Below are 16,483 nucleotides of genomic sequence, written 5' to 3' on the forward strand. Positions count from 1 at the left end.
GGTGAGGGCCGCAGACTGGGTGTCTGCGGCCCTCACCTGTGGCTGTGATGTCGTCAGCTGAGCTGGCGCGTGCGCATCAGATGTAGCGGATGAACTTCGCTCCGCGTTTGACCATCCAGTTGTAGCTGCGCTCGGATGTGCCGGTGCGGCGTGAACCGGCGTCGATCATCTTGCCCTTCTTGTCAGACACGATGCCGACGTGGCCGGGTGTCCAGATGATGTCGCCAGGCTTGGCTTCGGACGCCTTGACCACCTTGCCCGCACTGCGCTGAGCACCAGACACGCGTGGGATGTTGATTCCGTTCTGGCGGTACACGTGCTGGGTGAACCCTGAGCAGTCCCAGCCCTTTGTGGGGCTGGTGCCGCCCCACACGTAGCGGGTTCCGATGCCATTGCGCGCATGTTTGATGATGTTCTTGCGCAGTTGGGCTTCGGAAAGGTTTGTCGACTTCTTGGCCTTCGGAGCCTTCTTCTTGGCCTTCGGCTTCGGTTTGGGGGCCGATTTCTTCTTGGTCTTGGGCTTAGGTGCTGGTGAGGGCGCCTGCGTCGACGGCGAGGGAGCCTGTGTTGACGGTGTCGGCCGCGGAGCTTGCTTTGATGGTGATTCCGAAGGTGCCTGTGAAGTGCTGGGCTTCGGTGAGGGTTCAGAGCTCTGTTCCGGCGCGCTTTCGGCGGTGCCGCCGGGAGCGGGCTTCGGTGCGGGCGCTGCGGTCTCCTTGCGGCCGCCCTGGAAGTCTTGGGTGACGGAGCCGTCTTCGTGAACGACGGGAGCGTCGACCGGGTAGCCCCAGGAGCTGTCCTCGAAGCCGTTGGCGCGGTACTGCTTCCACATCTCGTCAACAACCGGCTGGGCACCCGTCACCGGCGAGAAGAACAGTGCACCTTTTGCAAAGGCCTGATAGCAGCCGTTGTGCTTGATAGTGCACTTGACTTCGCTGGTTGGCTTGCCGAGCAGCTGAGCGTGCTGCTTGGCTGCGGCACTCATCTGCGCCGGTCCGGCTTCTTCTGATTCAGTTTCTATCTGCGTACCACCCAGGCTGCTGGCCTCGCCAGTGTCTCCCTGGGAAGTAGCGGGGGCAGCGCTGACCGCGGGAGCGGATGCGATGCCCGTGCCGAATAGCATGACGGCCGCTGTTGCGGCGACCGTCACTTTATTCAAAAGAGACATGTTTCCCCGTATAAAACTAACGGCCCGACTCGAAGGAGGAAGAAGGTCGAAGCCTAGGCTGTTCAGTTCGAAAAACCATAATATGACAAAACTGCAACATTGTCACAATGACTTTATGAAACTGTCGGCGTGTCGACTTGAACTGCGCTGAAGGTCTGGAAGTTTTCGCTGGTCGTGGCGGGTTTGATCGTGTTGGGGTTTGTGGTGAAACCTCTTCGTAATCTTTTTGTGAACATGCTGCTGGCGGGTGTGTGGACCCTGCTTGGCTGGGCGGTCTGCACTGGCCCCGCTGGAGCGATTTGCATACGCGCACAGGGTGCTCTAGAGTTATGACTCGTGCTCGTGATGAGCACTATTCCTCCGTAGCTCAGTTGGCAGAGCATTCGACTGTTAATCGAAGGGTCGCTGGTTCGAGCCCAGCCGGAGGAGCGCATCAGCCCCGATCATCTGATCGGGGCTTTCTCGTCTTATCTTTTCCGTGCCGTCCTGCGGTTCTTTGTGCTGGCGAACGGCTTGACGCTGTACAGTGCTGGAGTGAACATTTGGGCAGCCTTGGGGTTTGCGCTGGTATCTGCGGTAGGACTTGCGATCGGAGCGGCTGTGCAGCACTCCGGAGTAACCACTTCGCATGAGTCGGAGCGCTTCGGCGTTCGCTCTTTTTTTCGGCTGTTCACATCGCCCAGGTGGCTGCTGGGCACTGCAGTCATGGGGATCGCCGTCACCGCCGGGGTGCTGTCGCTTGCTCTTGCTCCTGTGATGGTCGTTCAGCCGGTTGGCGCGATCTCTCTCGCCGTCTCCGTTCTCATAGCCCGCTTTGCTCGTGGCCTTATATTCAAGCGACGGGTCTACACCGCTGTTCTCCTCTGCTTTGTCGGCGTTGCCGGTTTTGTCGGCGTATCGTCGCTTTTTGCAGTGTCTCGGGTCAGGTACGGCACGGAGGCTCTTCCGATGGCGTGGGTGTCAGCTGCGCTTCTTGTGATCACTGTGATTGGTCGTCTTGTCCTGCGCCGACCACAGCAGCTTTTCAATGTGGTCAGCGCAGCCGTGCTGTTTGCCTGTGTGGCAAGCAACACGCATGTCTGCGCGGCCCAGTTTCTTGCCGGAGGGCTGCCTGCCATCACCTGGGTCAACCTCGCAAGCGTGGCCGCATGCGGTGGAGTAGGGGCATGGTTCGTCCAGGCAGCGTATGCGTCGGGTCCGCCTGAAATAGTCATTGCAGGGCTTACGGTGATTGACCCGATCGTTGCGGTTATCCTCGGCGCTGCTGTCCTCGATGAGGCCGCTGCTGCACCTGCGTGGGTTCCTGTGATCATGGTTGCGGCGGGGCTGGTAGCGTGCTTGGGAGTTATCGTCCTAGCCCGGTTCCACCCTGATGTGCTGGAGCGCCGAGCGCGCGACGGCAACATCCCGTCCCCGACCACACAGTGAACATGAACCGTCCCCTCACAATCGTCATCCCCGCCGAAACGTACGCTCCGGAAGTCAACGGTGCTGCAACATTTGCCCAGCAGCTGGCCCAAGGGCTGGCCGGGCGCGGTCACAGCGTCCACGTCATCTGCCCCTCACCAAGCGGCATGGCCTACCATCAGGCGGATGAACGCGGGGTGGAAGTTCACTACATCAAATCTCGGCGCTGGCCGCTTCACCCCACGTGGATGATCTGCATGCCGTGGAACGTCGCTCCTGCTTTTGACCGGCTCATCGATCAGATCCAGCCTGACATCATCCACACTCAGGCACATTTCGTCATCGGTCGGCGAGCGTTCACTGCTGCCCGCCGGCGCCGGATTCCCATTGTCGGAACCAACCACTTCATGCCGCAGAACGTTGTGCCGTATGTCACCGCTCCCTCCGCAGTCGTTGCCGCGGCAGAGAAAGCGGCGTGGTGGGATCTGAAAAAGCAGTATCAGTCTGCCGACTACATCACGGTTCCCACTCAGCTGGCCGCGGACCTTCTCCACGAACACGGCTTTGACGCCCCTATTCGCGCCGTTTCATGCGGAATCGATTTGTCTCATTTTCATCCTGGCCAGCCGGCAGACGATGGCAGCAGCGCATCGCCGACCGTTCTCTTCGTCGGTCGGCTGTCGGCTGAGAAGCACATCGAGGACATTCTCGAGGCAATCGCCAAAACTGATCCGAAACTCGGCCTGTGCGCCGAGATCATCGGTTCTGGCGAACAGGAAAAGATTCTCGCGGACCTGTCTGATGAGCTCGGAATAGCCGACCGCGTGGTTCTGCGGGGAAAAGTGAGCGATGCCCAGCTTGTGGCCGCTTATCAGAGGGCTGATGTCTTCTGTATGCCCTCAACCGCTGAACTGCAGTCGATTGCGACGCTGGAGGCCTTGGCGACGGGTGTTCCCGTCGTTCTTGCCGACGCAGTGGCCCTTCCACACCTGTGCGAGGACGGTGTCAACGGCAGGCTTATTCCTCCGCGGGATACCGACGGCTACGCTCAGGCCTTCACGGAGATTGCAACGGCATCAGCTCAAGCGCGACAAAGAATGAGCGAAGCGGCCCAGGCGATTGCAGCTCGTCACGACATTTCAGCGACCCTCGACAGCTTTGAAGAGATCTACTTCGGTCTCCTCGGAAACTGAGTTCCACCTCGGCGGCTGAAGACCATTGATTTTGAAGCAGACGATAGAAAGGCAGCACACAGCGTGAAGCCCGGAAAGCTGACACAGCAGCAGAAGCAGATTCTGTCAGTTGTGCTCATCCCGGTTTTCATGTCTCTGCTGAGCGTATCGATCGTCAACGTCGTTCTGCCGGCCATCGGCCGGGATCTTAACGCCCCGTCATCGGCACTCCAGTGGGTGCTGTCGGGCTACACGCTGTCTTTCGGCGTGCTTCTGGTTGCGGCCGGGCGTGCCGGTGACGTCTACGGTCGCGGCAGGCTGTTCGTCATCGGCGCGATTCTCTTCGGTGCGGCGTCGCTCCTAGCGGGTTTAGCGCCCAATGAAGTCGTACTCAACATCGCCCGCATTTCTATGGGCTTCGGATCGGGTCTGCTCAATCCGCAGACCGTCGGCCTTATCCAACAGTACTTTTCCGGTGCTGAGCGCGGTCGCGCATTCGGCTATTTCGGTTCGACGGTGGGCATTTCAGTGGCGATCGGCCCTGTGCTCGGCGGTGTGTTCATGGCCGGGTTCGGAGACAGCTGGGGTTGGAGGGCCTCATTCCTCATCAATGTGCCCTTTGCCCTCATCGCCGCTGCTGCGGCGCTCCGGCTGTTTCCGGACAGCGCGTGGAAGGGCACCCCGGAGACTGGGCGGGCGGCTGATCGCAGACAGTCCCGAGCCGATATGGACCCCGTCGGCACAGTCCTCTTTGCTCTGGCGATCCTGCTGGTCATGCTTCCCTTCATGGAAAGGGAGCTCGGAGCGTGGGTCTTCTCCCTTGTCGTCGTCGGCGTCGCGCTCATCGTGGTGTGGGCTTTCTGGGAGAAGCGATACAAGACCAGGGGTCGCGAGCCGATGGTTGATCTCAGCCTGTTCAAAATCCCAAGCTTCGCCAACGGCTCGCTGCTCATCGGTCTGTACTTCATGGGGACGACCAGCGTGTGGGTGGTGTCGGCCGTCTTCCTCCAGGGCGGCCATGACTTCTCGCCCCTCCACGCTGGACTCATCGGGCTGCCTGGTGCGCTTGGAACCATCTGGACTTCCGCCTGGGCGGGCCGCAAGGTTCTCGCCTACGGCCGGAGCTTGGTTCTTTGGGGCATGGTGATCGCCATTGCCTCGATTGCCGGTTCGATCGGTGTTGTGCTGCTGGCCGATGCGGGTGGGCTGAGCATCTGGTGGCTCATGCTCCCTCTGTCCGTGCTGGGTGCAGCACAGGGCTGCATTGTCAGCCCGAATCAGACTCTGACCCTGCTCGAGGTGCCGGTGCGGGATTCCGGTGCCGCCGGCGGGGTTCTGCAGACCGGTCAGCGGGTGGGCACGGCGGTCGGCATTGCGGCTATCACCGGAATACTGTTCACGGTCGAAGCAGCTTCGGGCTGGAATACCGCCTTCATCACTGCTTTCACGGTCATCGGAATCGTCATGAGTGCTGCTGCCGCAGTGGCTGTGTGGGACGTGGTCGTGTCTGGCCGAAACGGCGGCAATCAGACCCCCGGTCGGCAGACGGTGCCCTCCAGCTGAACCCTGCATGAGGACTCCGCCCGCATAAGATTTGTCTGATTGCGGCAGCGTGAATATGAGACACTTGCAGCGCCCGCAAAAGGAAAAGGGGAGTAACCTCAGTGTCAAACGACGTCAGCGCCGGCGAACGACCGGATCTTGAGGAGCTTGTGCGCTCCGGGGGAGTGCGCTCACTCTTTTCACCCGTCGTTGATGTCATCACAGGCACCGATGCCGGGTACCGCGTAAGCCACTGCGCACAGACAGATGGCAAGCCGATCAGCTCCCAGGAACTGCGCCGAGCGGTTCGTGCCTCGCACATGGTCGGTGACATCGATTCCTCAATTCGCGAGCAGACTCTCCGAGACGCAGAAACCGCGGGGCTTGCTTCTCACACACGGCTGTTCGTCAATTCCGAGCCCGAATCGCTCGTCACTCTTGAGGACCGCAGTGACCGCGATGCGCGGATCATTCTGCAGCTTGGACCTTCGAGCATTGCGGCTCAGCCCGGAACGGTGCTGCGCTCTGTGCGATCTGCGCGCCAGCTGGGCTGGTCAATCGGAATATCGGGTGTCGGCCTCGATTTGGCGACGACCGCGTATCTGCCTCTGGTCAATCCCGCTGTTGTCGCTCTCCACCCAGACGTGCTCAGAATCGAAGACAAAGAGCACTTGGCGAAGCTCAACGTTCTCCTTCGCGCGCACGCCGAACGCACCGGAGCTGTTGTTGTGGCAGAAGGCGTTGATTCAGACGACGACCTCATGATGGTCAATGCGCTCGGTGCACGATTCGCTACGGGGGAGCTGTATGCGTCTCCCACAGAGCGGCCGAACCCGGTGAACATTCCGCCCGAAGATGCGATGTCGGTCCACAGCACCCGCAATAAGCAGATTCAGGGCACCCCGTACTCGATTGCGCTGGGCCTGCAGGCTGATCCGCTGCTTGTCGACTATGACTTCATGATCGAACACATGGTGCAGCTGCTGGAGCGCGCTTCGGCGGTGGGTTCGTCTGCGATCGTCGTGGGTGTCTTCGGGGAAGAGGATCAGCTGCCCGAGAAGGTTGACAGCGCCTACCGCACTGTAGGCAGGACAGCGGGGCTGGCCGCTGTCCTGTCGGGTGGCTTCGATGAAGCGCCCATGCCAACCGTTCGGTCCGGCCCGGTGGATCATTCCGATGCTCTGCGTGACGAGTACGCGGTGATCGTCATCGGGCCCGACTGGTCGAGTATGGTCAGCGCACACCGTCGCAATGAACTCGGTGCTGACGGTCGGCGTGAATTCGACCTGTTCATCACTACAGAGCGCTACGCCAGCGTTGATGCTGCGCGCTCGGTGCTTTCGCGCATTCGCCTGCAGAAACGCTAGAAGAGCACACGGCCGCCTGACCCCATCGGCCAAGAGGCAGAACCGATGGAGTCAGACGGCAGAGTGCTCGGGTGAGCGCAGACTTCAGACGGCGCGCGACAGCCAGCGCACAGGGGCGCCTTCGCCGGCCAGCCGGAAGGCTTCGAGTTCGTCGTCCCACGCCTGGCCCAGCGCAAGAGACATTTCTGCCTGCATGCGCTCGGAATCGCCTCCGGAACGGGCCATGACAGCGCGAATGATGTCTTCGCCTACGACGATGTTGCCGTGGACGTCTGTCAGGGCATGAAAAATGCCGAGATCAGGGGTGTGGCTCCAACGTGCGCCGTCGAAGCCCGGGGATGCTTCCTCGGTGACTTCGTAGCGAACATTGGCCCACCCCTTGAGGGCAGACGCAATCTTCGCGCCGGAGCCTGCCGGTGCAGCCCAGCAGACCTCAGCGCGCAGCAAACCAGGCGCCGCCGGCTGCGGCGACCAATCGAACTTGGCTTGGGCACCAATCGCACCGCCTGCAGCCCATTCAATATGAGGGCACAGCGCACGCGGTGCGGAGTGGACGAACAGTACGCCCTGGGTGTTATTCACTTTGCCTCCTTGATCGTTCCGAAAACGTCTTCCCCACGAATCGAAACACCAAAGAGGTTCTCAGCCATAATAGTGCAAAACGCGCAGAAGAGAAATACCGCCACAGTGCGCGCACTGCTATGCTGACCATGTTCTGACCCCCTGTAGCTCAGCTGGTTAGAGCAGGGGACTCATAATCCCTTGGTCGCCGGTTCAAGTCCGGCCGGGGGGACTCTCATTCATATGGCCCATCACTGTGTAGCTCAACAGCAGGGCTGATGGCCAAAAGCTTCGGGGTGGGTATCGCAGCGATACCCACCCCGAAGCTTTCTGCAGCTGAAAGTCAGACGCTCTTGAACACGACGACGGCGTTGTGGCCGCCGAAGCCGAACGAGTTTGACAGTGCGGCAATCGGCCCGTCAGGAAGTTTGGCCGGCGTGTCGCGGACGATGTTGAGGTCGATCTTCGGGTCGACGTTTTCGATGTTGATCGTCGGCGGCGCCATGCGATTGTGCAGGGCGAGAACCGTGAAGATCGCTTCTACGGCGCCCGCGCCGCCCAGCAGGTGTCCCGTCATGGACTTCGTGCCAGTCACGAGAGCATCGTGCGTGTGTTCGCCGAGCAGAGCGTTGATTGCCAGCGATTCCGGCACATCGCCGACCGGGGTCGACGTTGCGTGGGCGTTGATGTGCTTGACCGCCTCGGGCTGGAGTCCTGCACATTCAAGAGCCTGGCGCATGGCGCGCAGGGCGTATTTGCCTTCGGGCTCGTTAGCGGTGATGTGGTGAGCATCGTTGGTGACGCCCCAGCCGCCGAGCTCTGCATAGATCTTTGCTCCCCGAGCTTCGGCGTGTTCTTTGGTTTCCAATACCAGAGCACCGGCGCCTTCGCCCATGACGAAGCCGTCGCGGTCGACGTCATAGGGGCGCGAAGCGGTTTCGGGCGAATCGGTGCGGCGTGAAAGGGCGCGCATCGATGAGAAGGCAGACATCGTGAACGGGTGAATAGCGCTTTCAGAACCGCCCGCAATCACAACGTCCGCACGGCCGGACCTGAGCACGTCAAAGGCGTGGCCGATGCTTTCGGTAGATGAAGCACAGGCAGATACGACCGTCTGCACGCCCGCGTGAGCGTGGTACTCCATGCCGATGGCGGCCGCGGGGCCGTTGGGCATGAGCATGGGGACGGTCAAAGGCATAACGCGGCGGGAGCCTTCTTCGCGCAGGGTGTCCCAGCCGTTGAGCAGGCTCCAGACGCCTCCGATGCCCGTGGCCCACGAAACGGCGAGCCGATCAGCATCGACTTCGGCTCCTTCTTCGCTAAAGCCGGCGTCATCCATTGCCTCTTTGGCGGAGATCAGTGCGAACTGGCTGGAAGGGTCGAGGCGCTTGGCCTGCACCCGTGTGAGTTTGTCTTCGACAACTGCCGGGTCAACGGCAGCTGCGAAGTTGACAGGGATGTCGTACTTGTCCTGCCAGTCGTTGTCGAGTGCTTTGACACCGGAGGTGCCAGCGAGAGCTGATTCCCATGTTTCTTCAGCGGTGCCGCCCAACGGGGAGACAGCGCCGATGCCGGTGACGACAACTGTGGAAGTCATGTGGTTACCTCGTCGAATCTTGGGGTAAGCCGCCGGGCTCGTGTAAGCCCGGCGGCTTAGGGAGATCAGGCCTGCTGAGCCTTCACGATGTAGTCAACAGCGTTCTGGACGGTTTCGAGGTCCTTGACGTCGTCGTCGGGGATCTTGACGTCGAACTTCTTTTCTGCGTTGACGACGATGGTCATCATCGAAATCGAGTCGATGTCGAGGTCATCGGTGAACGACTTCTGCGGTTCAACAGCGTCGACAGCGAGGCCGGTTTCTTCGTTGACGATTTCTGCGAGTCCTGCAAGGACTTCTGCTTCGGTGTTAGCCATAGTTTCCTCTTTCTCTTTGACTGCTTACAGTCGTGTGACATTGATTCGACGAATGCCCGAATCGATATTACGTCAGGAGGCGAGCCGTGTCGTCTGACTCAGCGTCCTCCAAGTCAATCAGGGGAGCTGAACGACCTGTGCGCCGTAGACCAGACCGGCGCCGAAGCCGATCTGCAGGCATAGGCCGCCGGACAGCTCCGGATTCTCCTTCAGCAGGCGGTGGGTTGCCAGCGGAATGGATGCCGCCGATGTGTTTCCGTTTTCTGCGATGTCTCGGCCGATCACGACGGAATCGGGAACGCCCAGCTGCTGTGCGAGGTTGTCGATGATCCGCATGTTCGCCTGGTGCGGGACGAATGCGGCAAGGTCGGAAGCCTTAACGCCGGCTGCGTCGAGCGCCTGCTTGGCGATCTCGACCATGTCGTAGACGGCCCAGCGGAAAACCGACGGTCCGTCCTGGCGCAGGGTGGGGAAACCGACTTCGGGGTTGTCGCGGTAGTCGAAGAACGACGCGTGCATTCTGATCGTGTCCCACTTCTGGGGGTTCGACCCGATAACAGACTGTGAAATGCCGGGCGTGTCGGACGACTGCACGACGGCGGCACCCGCCCCGTCTCCGAGGATGAAGGAAATCGACCTGTCTGTCGGATCGATCCAGTCGGAGAGCTTCTCGGCGCCGACAACGAGGACATTGTCGGCCATGCCCGAGCGCACGACAGCGTCGGCCTGCGCGATGGCGTAGCAGTATCCGGCGCAGGCTGCCGAAATGTCCCAGGCGGGTATCGGTCCGGTGCCCAGTTCGGCGGCCAGTTTGGCCGCGGCTGACGGCGTCGGATAGGGGAAGGTCACTGTTGCGATGATGATCGCGCCGATTTCCTCCGGCTTCAGCCCGGCGTTCGCGATTGCCTCCTTGGACGCCTCCAGGCACATGTCGATGAGGCTGGTGTCTTTGTCTGCCCGGCGTCGCGTGATGATCCCAGTGCGCTGTTGGATCCATTCATCAGATGAATTGATGGGCCCGACGATGTCGTTGTTGTGCACAACAACGTTTGAGCGCCCGGCGCCGATGCCGGCGATGCGGGAGAATCCCTGCGAGGTCGCGGTCTTGAGAGTTGCCACGTTCATCCCTTTCTTAGGCGTGGGAGGCGACGAAAGCGCGTGCTTCGTCCAGCTGATCGGCCGATGTGAGCGCGAAGGTTTCCACACCCTTCATGCCGCGGCGGGCGATCCCGGCCAGCGTGCCGCCGGGCAGCAGCTCGAGCAGTCCGGTGACCCCGGCTTCCACGAGAGTCGACTGACACAGGTCCCAGCGGACCGGCGAGGTGACCTGATTGACCAGTGACTGTACGTAGTCACGGCCGTTGTCAACGGGGAGTCCGTCGCGGTTGGACAGAATTGACACGGTCGGATCGCTCGGGTTGAGCGAGTCGGCCAGTTCCTGCAGTTCGGGCTGTGCCGAGGCCATGAAGTCCGTATGGAAGGCCCCGGCCACCTGCAGCGGGATGACCCGCGTGCGCTCCGGAGGGTTGTCTTTGAGCTTGCCGATGTTCTCAAGAGCGCCGGCGGCGACGATCTGCCCACCGCCGTTGACGTTGGCCGGCTGCAGGCCGGCAGCTTCAATGGCGTTGAGAACATCGTCCTGTACTCCGCCGATGACGGCGGCCATGCCGGTGGGCACGGCCTTTGAAGCCTGGGCCATGCCACGGGAGCGAACGCCGACGAAGTTCATGGCATCAGCGTCGGTGAGGACCCCAGCGAGCGCGGCAGCCCCGACTTCGCCCACCGAGTGGCCGGCGTAGTAGCTGGGGGCGGTTTCGCCGAGCACCTCTCGGGCCGACGCGATTGCGGACGCGACAAGCAGAGGCTGCGCAATGGCGGTGTCCTTGATGGTTTCGTCATCCGATGTGGTGCCGTGGGCGATGAGGTCAAGGCCCACCGCTTCGGACGCGCTGGCGATCGTCTGCTTGAAGCTGTCGATCTCAATAAAAGGCGTGAGGAATCCGGACTTCTGGGCGCCCTGACCCGGGCAGGCAACTACTAGCAAAGCTCTCCAACTTTCTCGACTGCGCAACGACGATAGTGTATTTGGCTGAAACCTCAGCGTGAATTGTCGTAGGTGTACAACTGTCCTGCGCTGTGCAGGTGGCCGTATACCAAAGCGATCCGAATGACGAACCCTGAGCGCGCCTCGGTCGGATCTATCCCAAGGGCCTCGGTAAGTTTCTTGAGTCGATAGCGCACGGTGTTCGGATGGACGTCGAGGGCGCGTGCGGTCGTTTCCAGCGCGCCGCCGTATTCGAGGTAGGCGGCGGCAGTGGCCAGAAGCTGACCAGAGCCGGTGGCCAGGGGTTCGTAGTAGGAGGACACGAGGGCATCGACTGCGCTGCGGTCACCGGCTATGGCCCGTTCGGGAAGAAGATCGTCAGCAAAGACCGGGCGCGGGGTGTCGGGTCGGGCGCGCGCGGTGCGCAGACCCCACACGGCGGCGGAAGCGCTTATCCCAGCCTGTGCGAAGGAACTGACCTCCGGGCCGATGACAATGTCGGACGGACCGAAGAACGGCGAAAGGTCCTCAGCGGCTGCTTCGACGTCAGATACTCCGCCGAGCACAATGAGAAGGCGGTCGGAGTGGATGCCGACAAGCGCGTCTTCTGCCCACTTCTTAGCTGTTGAGCGCACTTGCTCTATAGATGCGCGGTCTTTGCGACGGGGTGCCCGCCCCATGATCACGCGAATTGAGCCCTCCGAGTCCCAGCCGTAGGCAGCTGTTCGACTGGCAAGTTCGTCTACGGAGTCGCCCCGCACAAGCGCGTCGATGACCATCGCCTCGAGTCGGGCGTCCCAGCTGCCCCTGGCCTCAGCTGCTCGTGCATAGATATCGGCGGCAGCGAAGGCGATCTCGCGTGAATAGATGAGCACCGCCTCGCGAAGCTCAGCCTGTTCGCCGGCGCGGGCAAGGTCGCTCACCCGCTCCTCGACTACTTCGACGACAACGCGCAGAAGCTGCAGCGTCTGCTGCAGTGAAACAGAACGGACAAGCTCCTTAGGTGCAGATTTGAAGATGTCGTTGATCACCCGAAGGTGGCGGGTGGGGTTTCGGTACCACTCGATAAACGACGAAATTCCCGAGTTCGCCAGCACAACCACCCAGCCCTTGTCGGCAGAGGACAGCTGTGAGAACCAGCGCAGGCGCCCTTCAATGCGCTTGAGGGTCAGGTTCGACAGTGTGCGCTGACCAGCCTCGAGGCGGCGGATGGTGTCAGCGCGAGCAGCGTTCTTCGCGCTGGGCTTGTCATGGTCGGGCATGAGACCAACCATAGCGGTTGAATAACAAAAACCTTGTATCGGGAAAACAAAAGGGGGCCAGGGTGAGCACCCCGACCCCCTTCTATGTGCGGCCGAATCACCGCCGGGCGACTGTATTCGTCATGCGTCTCCGCCGGCAGTGCCGGATAGGCCCTTCCGGGGATCGTCAAGACCGTACTTCTTCGCAGCCTCCGCCGCCTTCGACATGTCGATCTCGCCGGTGTCGGCCAGGCTGATGAGAGCCTGAACGACAACGGAATGAGCGTCGATGAGGAAGTAGCGGCGAGCGGCTGGACGAGTGTCGGAGATGGCGTAGCCGTCCGCGCCGAGGCTCGTGAAGTGGTTCGGCACGTACTGGCGGATCATGTCCGGAACAGTCCGGGTGAAGTCGCTCGTGGCGATGACCGGTCCCTGGGAGTCCAGCAGCCTCTGCGTGACGTAGGGGACCCGGGGCTCTGCCTGCGGGTCGAGCAGACGGGCATCGTCAGCGGTCAGACCGTCGCGGCGCAGTTCCTGCCACGAGGTGACAGACCACACATCAGCACTGACGCCCCAGTCCTTCTCGAGGATTTCCTGGGCTTCGAGGATCCACGGAACACCAACACCGGAGGCCATGAGCTGAACCTTCGGGCCGTCCGTCTCATTGCCGTCTTTGAGCTTGTAGAGGCCCTTGATGATGCCGTCAGTGTCGAGGTTCTCCGGTGCCTTCGGCTGGACCATCGGCTCGTTGTACATGGTGATGTAGTACATGACGTCCGGGTCCTGGCGCGGATCTTCGGGATCGTACATCCGGTGCAGGCCGTCGCGAACGATGGTTGCGATTTCGTAGGCGTAGGCCGGGTCGTAGGACACGATCGAAGGGAAGGTCGAGGACAGAACGTGGGAGTGGCCGTCCCCGTGCTGCAGACCCTCGCCGGTCAGGGTGGTGCGTCCGGCCGTGGCCCCCAGAATGAATCCGCGCGTCATCTGGTCGCTGGCCGCCCAGAACTGGTCTCCCGAACGCTGGAAGCCGAACATCGAGTAGAAGATGTAGAACGGAATCATCGGCTCGCCGTGCGTGGCGTAGCTGGTGCCCGCAGCGGTCAGCGCGGTTGTCGAACCGGACTCGTTGATGCCCATGTGCAGCAGCTGACCGTCGCTTGCTTCCTTGTAGGACAGGAACAGGTCACGGTCGACAGAAATATAGTTCTGGCCGTGCGGGTTGTAGATCTTCTTCGTTGGGAAGAAGGAGTCCATGCCGAAGGTGCGGGCTTCGTCCGGGATGATGGGCACAACCCGCTTGCCGAACTCCTTGTCCCGCATGAGGTCCTTGAGAATGCGGACGAACGCCATGGTTGTGGCGATCTCCTGCTTGCCTGAACCGCGCATGCCCGGTTCGAAGGCCTTGTCGTCGGGAAGTTTGATGTCGACGTACTTCGAGCGGCGTTCGGGAGTGAAGCCGCCGAGTTCATGACGTCGGTCGAGCAGGTATTTGATTTCCGGAGCGTCGTCGCCGGGGTGGTAGTACGGCGGGAGCTCTGGATTCTCTTCGAGCTGCTTGTCGGAGATCGGGATGGAGAAGTGGTCGCGGGCTGCTTTGAGGTCTTCCAGCGCCATCGTCTTCATCTGGTGGGTTGCGTTGCGGGCCTCGAAGTGCGGCCCGAGCGAATAGCCCTTGACGGTCTTGACGAGGATGACGGTCGGCTGACCGGTGTGCTCAAGTGCAGCCTTGTAGGCCGCGTACACCTTGCGGTAGTCGTGGCCGCCGCGCTTGAGGTTCCAGATCTGCTGGTCGGTGTAGTGCTCGACCATGGCCTTCGTGCGCGGGTCTCGTCCGAAGAAGTTGTCGCGGACGAAGCCGCCGGACTCGCCCTTGTACGTCTGGTAGTCGCCGTCGGGAGTGGCGTTCATCAGGTTGACGAGAGCGCCGTCGCGGTCTTTGGCCAGCAGCGGGTCCCACTCGCGGCCCCAGATGACCTTGATGACGTTCCAGCCGGCACCTCGGAACCAGGATTCGAGTTCCTGGATGATCTTGCCGTTGCCGCGGACCGGACCGTCGAGGCGCTGCAGGTTGCAGTTGATGACGAAAGTCAGGTTGTCGAGCTCTTCGTAGGCGGCGTACTGGAGCATGCCGCGTGCTTCCGGTTCGTCCATTTCACCGTCGCCGAGGAAGGCCCAGGTGTGCTGCTGGCTGGTGTCCTTGATGCCGCGGTTGTGCAGGTAACGGTCAAACTGTGCCTGAGAGATGGCGGCCTGGGGGCCGATGCCCATGGACACCGTCGGGTGCTCCCAGAAGTCGGGCATCTGGCGCGGGTGCGGGTAGGAGGGCAGCCCGAAGGGTTTGCCGTTGACGTAGTGGGAGGACTGCTGGCGGAAGCCGTCCATCTGTTCAGCGTTGAGGCGGCCCTCGAGGAAGGCGCGTGCATACATGCCCGGTGACGCGTGGCCCTGGTAGAAGATGTGGTCGCCGCCGCCGGGGTGATCCTTGCCGCGGAAGAAGTGGTTGAGCCCGACCTCGTAGAGAGTTGCGGCCGAAGCGTAGGTCGAAATGTGGCCGCCGACTCCAATGCCCTCGCGCTGTGCACGCTGGACCTGCACGGCGGCGTTCCAGCGGATCCACCTGCGATAGCGGCGTTCTACTTCTTCGTCACCCGGGAACCACGGTTCGTCTTCAGCGCCGATGGTGTTGACGTAGTCGGTGGCTGTGAGGCTGGGGACGCCGATTCGCTGCTGGCGCGCACGCTGGATGAGGTTGAGCATGATGTAGCGTGCGCGGGCGGTGCCGGCCTCTTCGACCAGCGCGTCAAGGGAGTCGATCCAGTCCTGGGTCTCCTGCGGGTCGATGTCGGGGACATTCGCGGGGAGACCATTGAGGATGGGGCCCTTGTTCTTGTTGTCCAAAGCAATTCCTCTCGCGTTTAAGGGACTTCGGATATGTGTCTAGGCTATTGCACTTCGGGCCTGGGTGTCGCCGAACTGGGTGTGAAATGGTCCACCCTGTCGGCCGCTGATTGTCCGAACCGGCCAAATTCTATGTATTTCCCGGAGTATCGGCCCTGTGATTGGCGAAACGCGGCTTTTCTGGTGAGAATAAAGCCATGAGTACAACTCCCTCAGGAAGGACGCTCGATTCCGCGCAGGCAGCGCAGGCGGCAAACCCCCTGTCTCTGTCGAGCGGCCAGTATGTTCAGGAGATCGGCTTTGACGACGACGTCGATTTCCAGCTGCGCGATGACATCGCGGCAGTAACCGGCGAAGAGATGATTGACGGCGACGTCGACGATGTTTTCGACGTGATCGTCATGTGGTGGCGCAGCGATGACGACGACCTGACCGACGGCATCGTCGACGCTCAGACAACTTTGAAGGACGGCGGTGTTGTGTGGCTTCTGACCCCGAAGGCCGGCCGCCCCGGGCACATTGATCCGGTCGACATCAACGATGCCGCGCCCGTTGCCGGTATGCACGTGACGAAGACGGTTCGTGCGGCGGCTGATTGGTCGGCCGTGTGCCTGATGAGCAAAAAGAACTTCGACTGATGACTTTGGAAACCGGTGCCGTCGGACCCCAGGTGGGTGCGGCGGCACCTTCACTTTGTCTGCCTTCCCACTTCGGTGAAGCACTGTCTTTTGGCGAATGCAGGCTGCGTGCCGGTGCCGAGCAGATCCTTGCGGTGTTCTTTCCCTTTGCGTATTCACCCGTCTGCACTGCCGAAATGGAGCAGCTTGCGCAGCTGTACGATGATCTGCTGGCCGGCGGCACAGAGGTAGCCGCGGTGTCATGCGATCCGAAGTACACTCTGGCCGCGTGGGCGCAGGACCTCCGGCTGCCGTTTGTCCTTCTGTCTGACTTCTGGCCCCACGGTGCTGCCTCAAAGGCCTTTGGCGCTTTCGATGAGCGGCGCGGCTTTGCGCAGCGCCTGACCTTCCTTCTGGACGGGTCGGGTGTTGTGGTCGACACGGAGCACTCCTTGGCTGGAAGCAAGCGCGACTTCACTCGCTTCCTTAATCGCTCTGGGGGCTTCTGAGCCTCCTTCGCTGCCGTGTGAGCAGTTAGGGTGGGAGTGA

14 protein-coding genes and 2 tRNA genes are annotated in these 16,483 nt (G+C 61.5%); 8 read left to right on the forward strand and 8 right to left on the reverse strand.

Annotated features, from left to right (window positions below; genetic code table 11):
- Positions 1 to 76: 76 nt before the first annotated feature.
- The gene (locus HMPREF3162_RS12090) at positions 77 to 1,168 is read right to left on the reverse strand and encodes an NlpC/P60 family protein (RefSeq protein WP_218079175.1); all 1,092 of its coding nucleotides are present in this window, start codon (positions 1,166 to 1,168) and stop codon (positions 77 to 79) included.
- A gap of 356 nt (positions 1,169 to 1,524) precedes the next feature.
- On the opposite strand from HMPREF3162_RS12090, the gene HMPREF3162_RS05890 reads away from it, so the two are divergent.
- The 5 genes from HMPREF3162_RS05890 (at position 1,525) to HMPREF3162_RS05910 (ending at position 6,656) form a co-directional block, all read left to right on the forward strand.
- A tRNA-Asn gene (locus HMPREF3162_RS05890) sits at positions 1,525 to 1,597 on the forward strand.
- Positions 1,598 to 1,702: 105 nt separating this feature from the next.
- Positions 1,703 to 2,596, forward strand: coding sequence for a DUF2070 family protein (locus HMPREF3162_RS05895; RefSeq protein ID WP_226829155.1), 894 nt, complete (start codon positions 1,703 to 1,705; stop codon positions 2,594 to 2,596).
- A 2-nt stretch (positions 2,597 to 2,598) separates the two neighbouring features.
- Positions 2,599 to 3,768, forward strand: a complete 1,170-nt coding sequence (locus HMPREF3162_RS05900) for a glycosyltransferase (protein ID WP_070777212.1) — start codon at positions 2,599 to 2,601, stop codon at positions 3,766 to 3,768.
- 63 nt (positions 3,769 to 3,831) lie between these two features.
- Positions 3,832 to 5,310: an MFS transporter gene (locus HMPREF3162_RS05905; RefSeq protein WP_070777214.1), complete on the forward strand. Its 1,479-nt coding sequence runs from the start codon at positions 3,832 to 3,834 to the stop codon at positions 5,308 to 5,310.
- A gap of 101 nt (positions 5,311 to 5,411) precedes the next feature.
- Positions 5,412 to 6,656: an EAL domain-containing protein gene (locus HMPREF3162_RS05910; RefSeq protein WP_070572887.1), complete on the forward strand. Its 1,245-nt coding sequence runs from the start codon at positions 5,412 to 5,414 to the stop codon at positions 6,654 to 6,656.
- An 84-nt stretch (positions 6,657 to 6,740) separates the two neighbouring features.
- Here HMPREF3162_RS05910 and HMPREF3162_RS05915 read toward each other — a convergent pair whose 3' ends face one another.
- Positions 6,741 to 7,238: a DUF3145 domain-containing protein gene (locus tag HMPREF3162_RS05915; RefSeq protein WP_070572885.1), complete on the reverse strand. Its 498-nt coding sequence runs from the start codon at positions 7,236 to 7,238 to the stop codon at positions 6,741 to 6,743.
- A gap of 137 nt (positions 7,239 to 7,375) precedes the next feature.
- Here HMPREF3162_RS05915 and HMPREF3162_RS05920 point away from each other — a divergent pair.
- A tRNA-Ile gene (locus tag HMPREF3162_RS05920) sits at positions 7,376 to 7,449 on the forward strand.
- A gap of 111 nt (positions 7,450 to 7,560) precedes the next feature.
- Here HMPREF3162_RS05920 and fabF read toward each other — a convergent pair.
- The 6 genes from fabF to aceE all read right to left on the reverse strand — a co-directional run bounded on the left by fabF (position 7,561) and on the right by aceE (position 15,317).
- Entirely contained in the window at positions 7,561 to 8,814 is a 1,254-nt protein-coding gene (fabF, locus tag HMPREF3162_RS05925) for a beta-ketoacyl-ACP synthase II (protein ID WP_070572883.1), read from the reverse strand.
- Positions 8,815 to 8,879: 65 nt separating this feature from the next.
- Positions 8,880 to 9,131, reverse strand: a complete 252-nt coding sequence (locus HMPREF3162_RS05930; RefSeq protein WP_019175348.1) for an acyl carrier protein — start codon at positions 9,129 to 9,131, stop codon at positions 8,880 to 8,882.
- 117 nt (positions 9,132 to 9,248) lie between these two features.
- Entirely contained in the window at positions 9,249 to 10,256 is a 1,008-nt protein-coding gene (locus tag HMPREF3162_RS05935; protein WP_070572881.1) for a beta-ketoacyl-ACP synthase III, read from the reverse strand.
- Positions 10,257 to 10,263: 7 nt separating this feature from the next.
- Entirely contained in the window at positions 10,264 to 11,175 is a 912-nt protein-coding gene (locus HMPREF3162_RS05940) for an ACP S-malonyltransferase (RefSeq protein WP_070777215.1), read from the reverse strand.
- Between the two features lie 53 nt (positions 11,176 to 11,228).
- Positions 11,229 to 12,437 (reverse strand): PucR family transcriptional regulator, encoded by a 1,209-nt coding sequence (locus HMPREF3162_RS05945; protein ID WP_226829157.1) that lies wholly within the window; start codon positions 12,435 to 12,437, stop codon positions 11,229 to 11,231.
- A 120-nt stretch (positions 12,438 to 12,557) separates the two neighbouring features.
- The gene (gene aceE, locus HMPREF3162_RS05950) at positions 12,558 to 15,317 is read right to left on the reverse strand and encodes a pyruvate dehydrogenase (acetyl-transferring), homodimeric type (protein WP_070777217.1); all 2,760 of its coding nucleotides are present in this window, start codon (positions 15,315 to 15,317) and stop codon (positions 12,558 to 12,560) included.
- 197 nt (positions 15,318 to 15,514) lie between these two features.
- Between aceE and HMPREF3162_RS05955 the strand changes: the two genes are divergently transcribed.
- Together HMPREF3162_RS05955 and HMPREF3162_RS05960 are read left to right on the forward strand one after the other, a co-directional pair.
- On the forward strand, positions 15,515 to 15,955 hold the full coding sequence (locus HMPREF3162_RS05955; RefSeq protein ID WP_070572873.1) for a DUF3052 domain-containing protein: 441 nt from the start codon (positions 15,515 to 15,517) through the stop codon (positions 15,953 to 15,955).
- Positions 15,955 to 16,443, forward strand: coding sequence for a redoxin domain-containing protein (locus tag HMPREF3162_RS05960; RefSeq protein ID WP_070777219.1), 489 nt, complete (start codon positions 15,955 to 15,957; stop codon positions 16,441 to 16,443). Before HMPREF3162_RS05955 ends, HMPREF3162_RS05960 begins: the two co-directional genes overlap by 1 nt.
- The last annotated feature ends 40 nt before the right edge of the window (positions 16,444 to 16,483 follow it).

Origin of the sequence: Brevibacterium sp. HMSC07C04, from assembly GCF_001815905.1 — a bacterium.
Classification (GTDB): Bacteria; Actinomycetota; Actinomycetes; order Actinomycetales; family Brevibacteriaceae; genus Brevibacterium.

Excerpts from the sequence above, each read along its gene's own strand:
- HMPREF3162_RS12090 (WP_218079175.1), bottom strand. The coding sequence starts at position 1,168 with ATGTCTCTTTTGAATAAAGTGACGGTCGCCGCAACAGCGGCCGTCATG.
- HMPREF3162_RS05900 (WP_070777212.1), top strand. The coding sequence starts at position 2,599 with ATGAACCGTCCCCTCACAATCGTCATCCCCGCCGAAACGTACGCTCCG.
- fabF (WP_070572883.1), bottom strand. The coding sequence starts at position 8,814 with ATGACTTCCACAGTTGTCGTCACCGGCATCGGCGCTGTCTCCCCGTTG.
- HMPREF3162_RS05930 (WP_019175348.1), bottom strand. The coding sequence starts at position 9,131 with ATGGCTAACACCGAAGCAGAAGTCCTTGCAGGACTCGCAGAAATCGTC.
- HMPREF3162_RS05935 (WP_070572881.1), bottom strand. The coding sequence starts at position 10,256 with ATGAACGTGGCAACTCTCAAGACCGCGACCTCGCAGGGATTCTCCCGC.
- HMPREF3162_RS05945 (WP_226829157.1), bottom strand. The coding sequence starts at position 12,437 with ATGCCCGACCATGACAAGCCCAGCGCGAAGAACGCTGCTCGCGCTGAC.
- HMPREF3162_RS05955 (WP_070572873.1), top strand. The coding sequence starts at position 15,515 with ATGAGTACAACTCCCTCAGGAAGGACGCTCGATTCCGCGCAGGCAGCG.
- HMPREF3162_RS05960 (WP_070777219.1), top strand. The coding sequence starts at position 15,955 with ATGACTTTGGAAACCGGTGCCGTCGGACCCCAGGTGGGTGCGGCGGCA.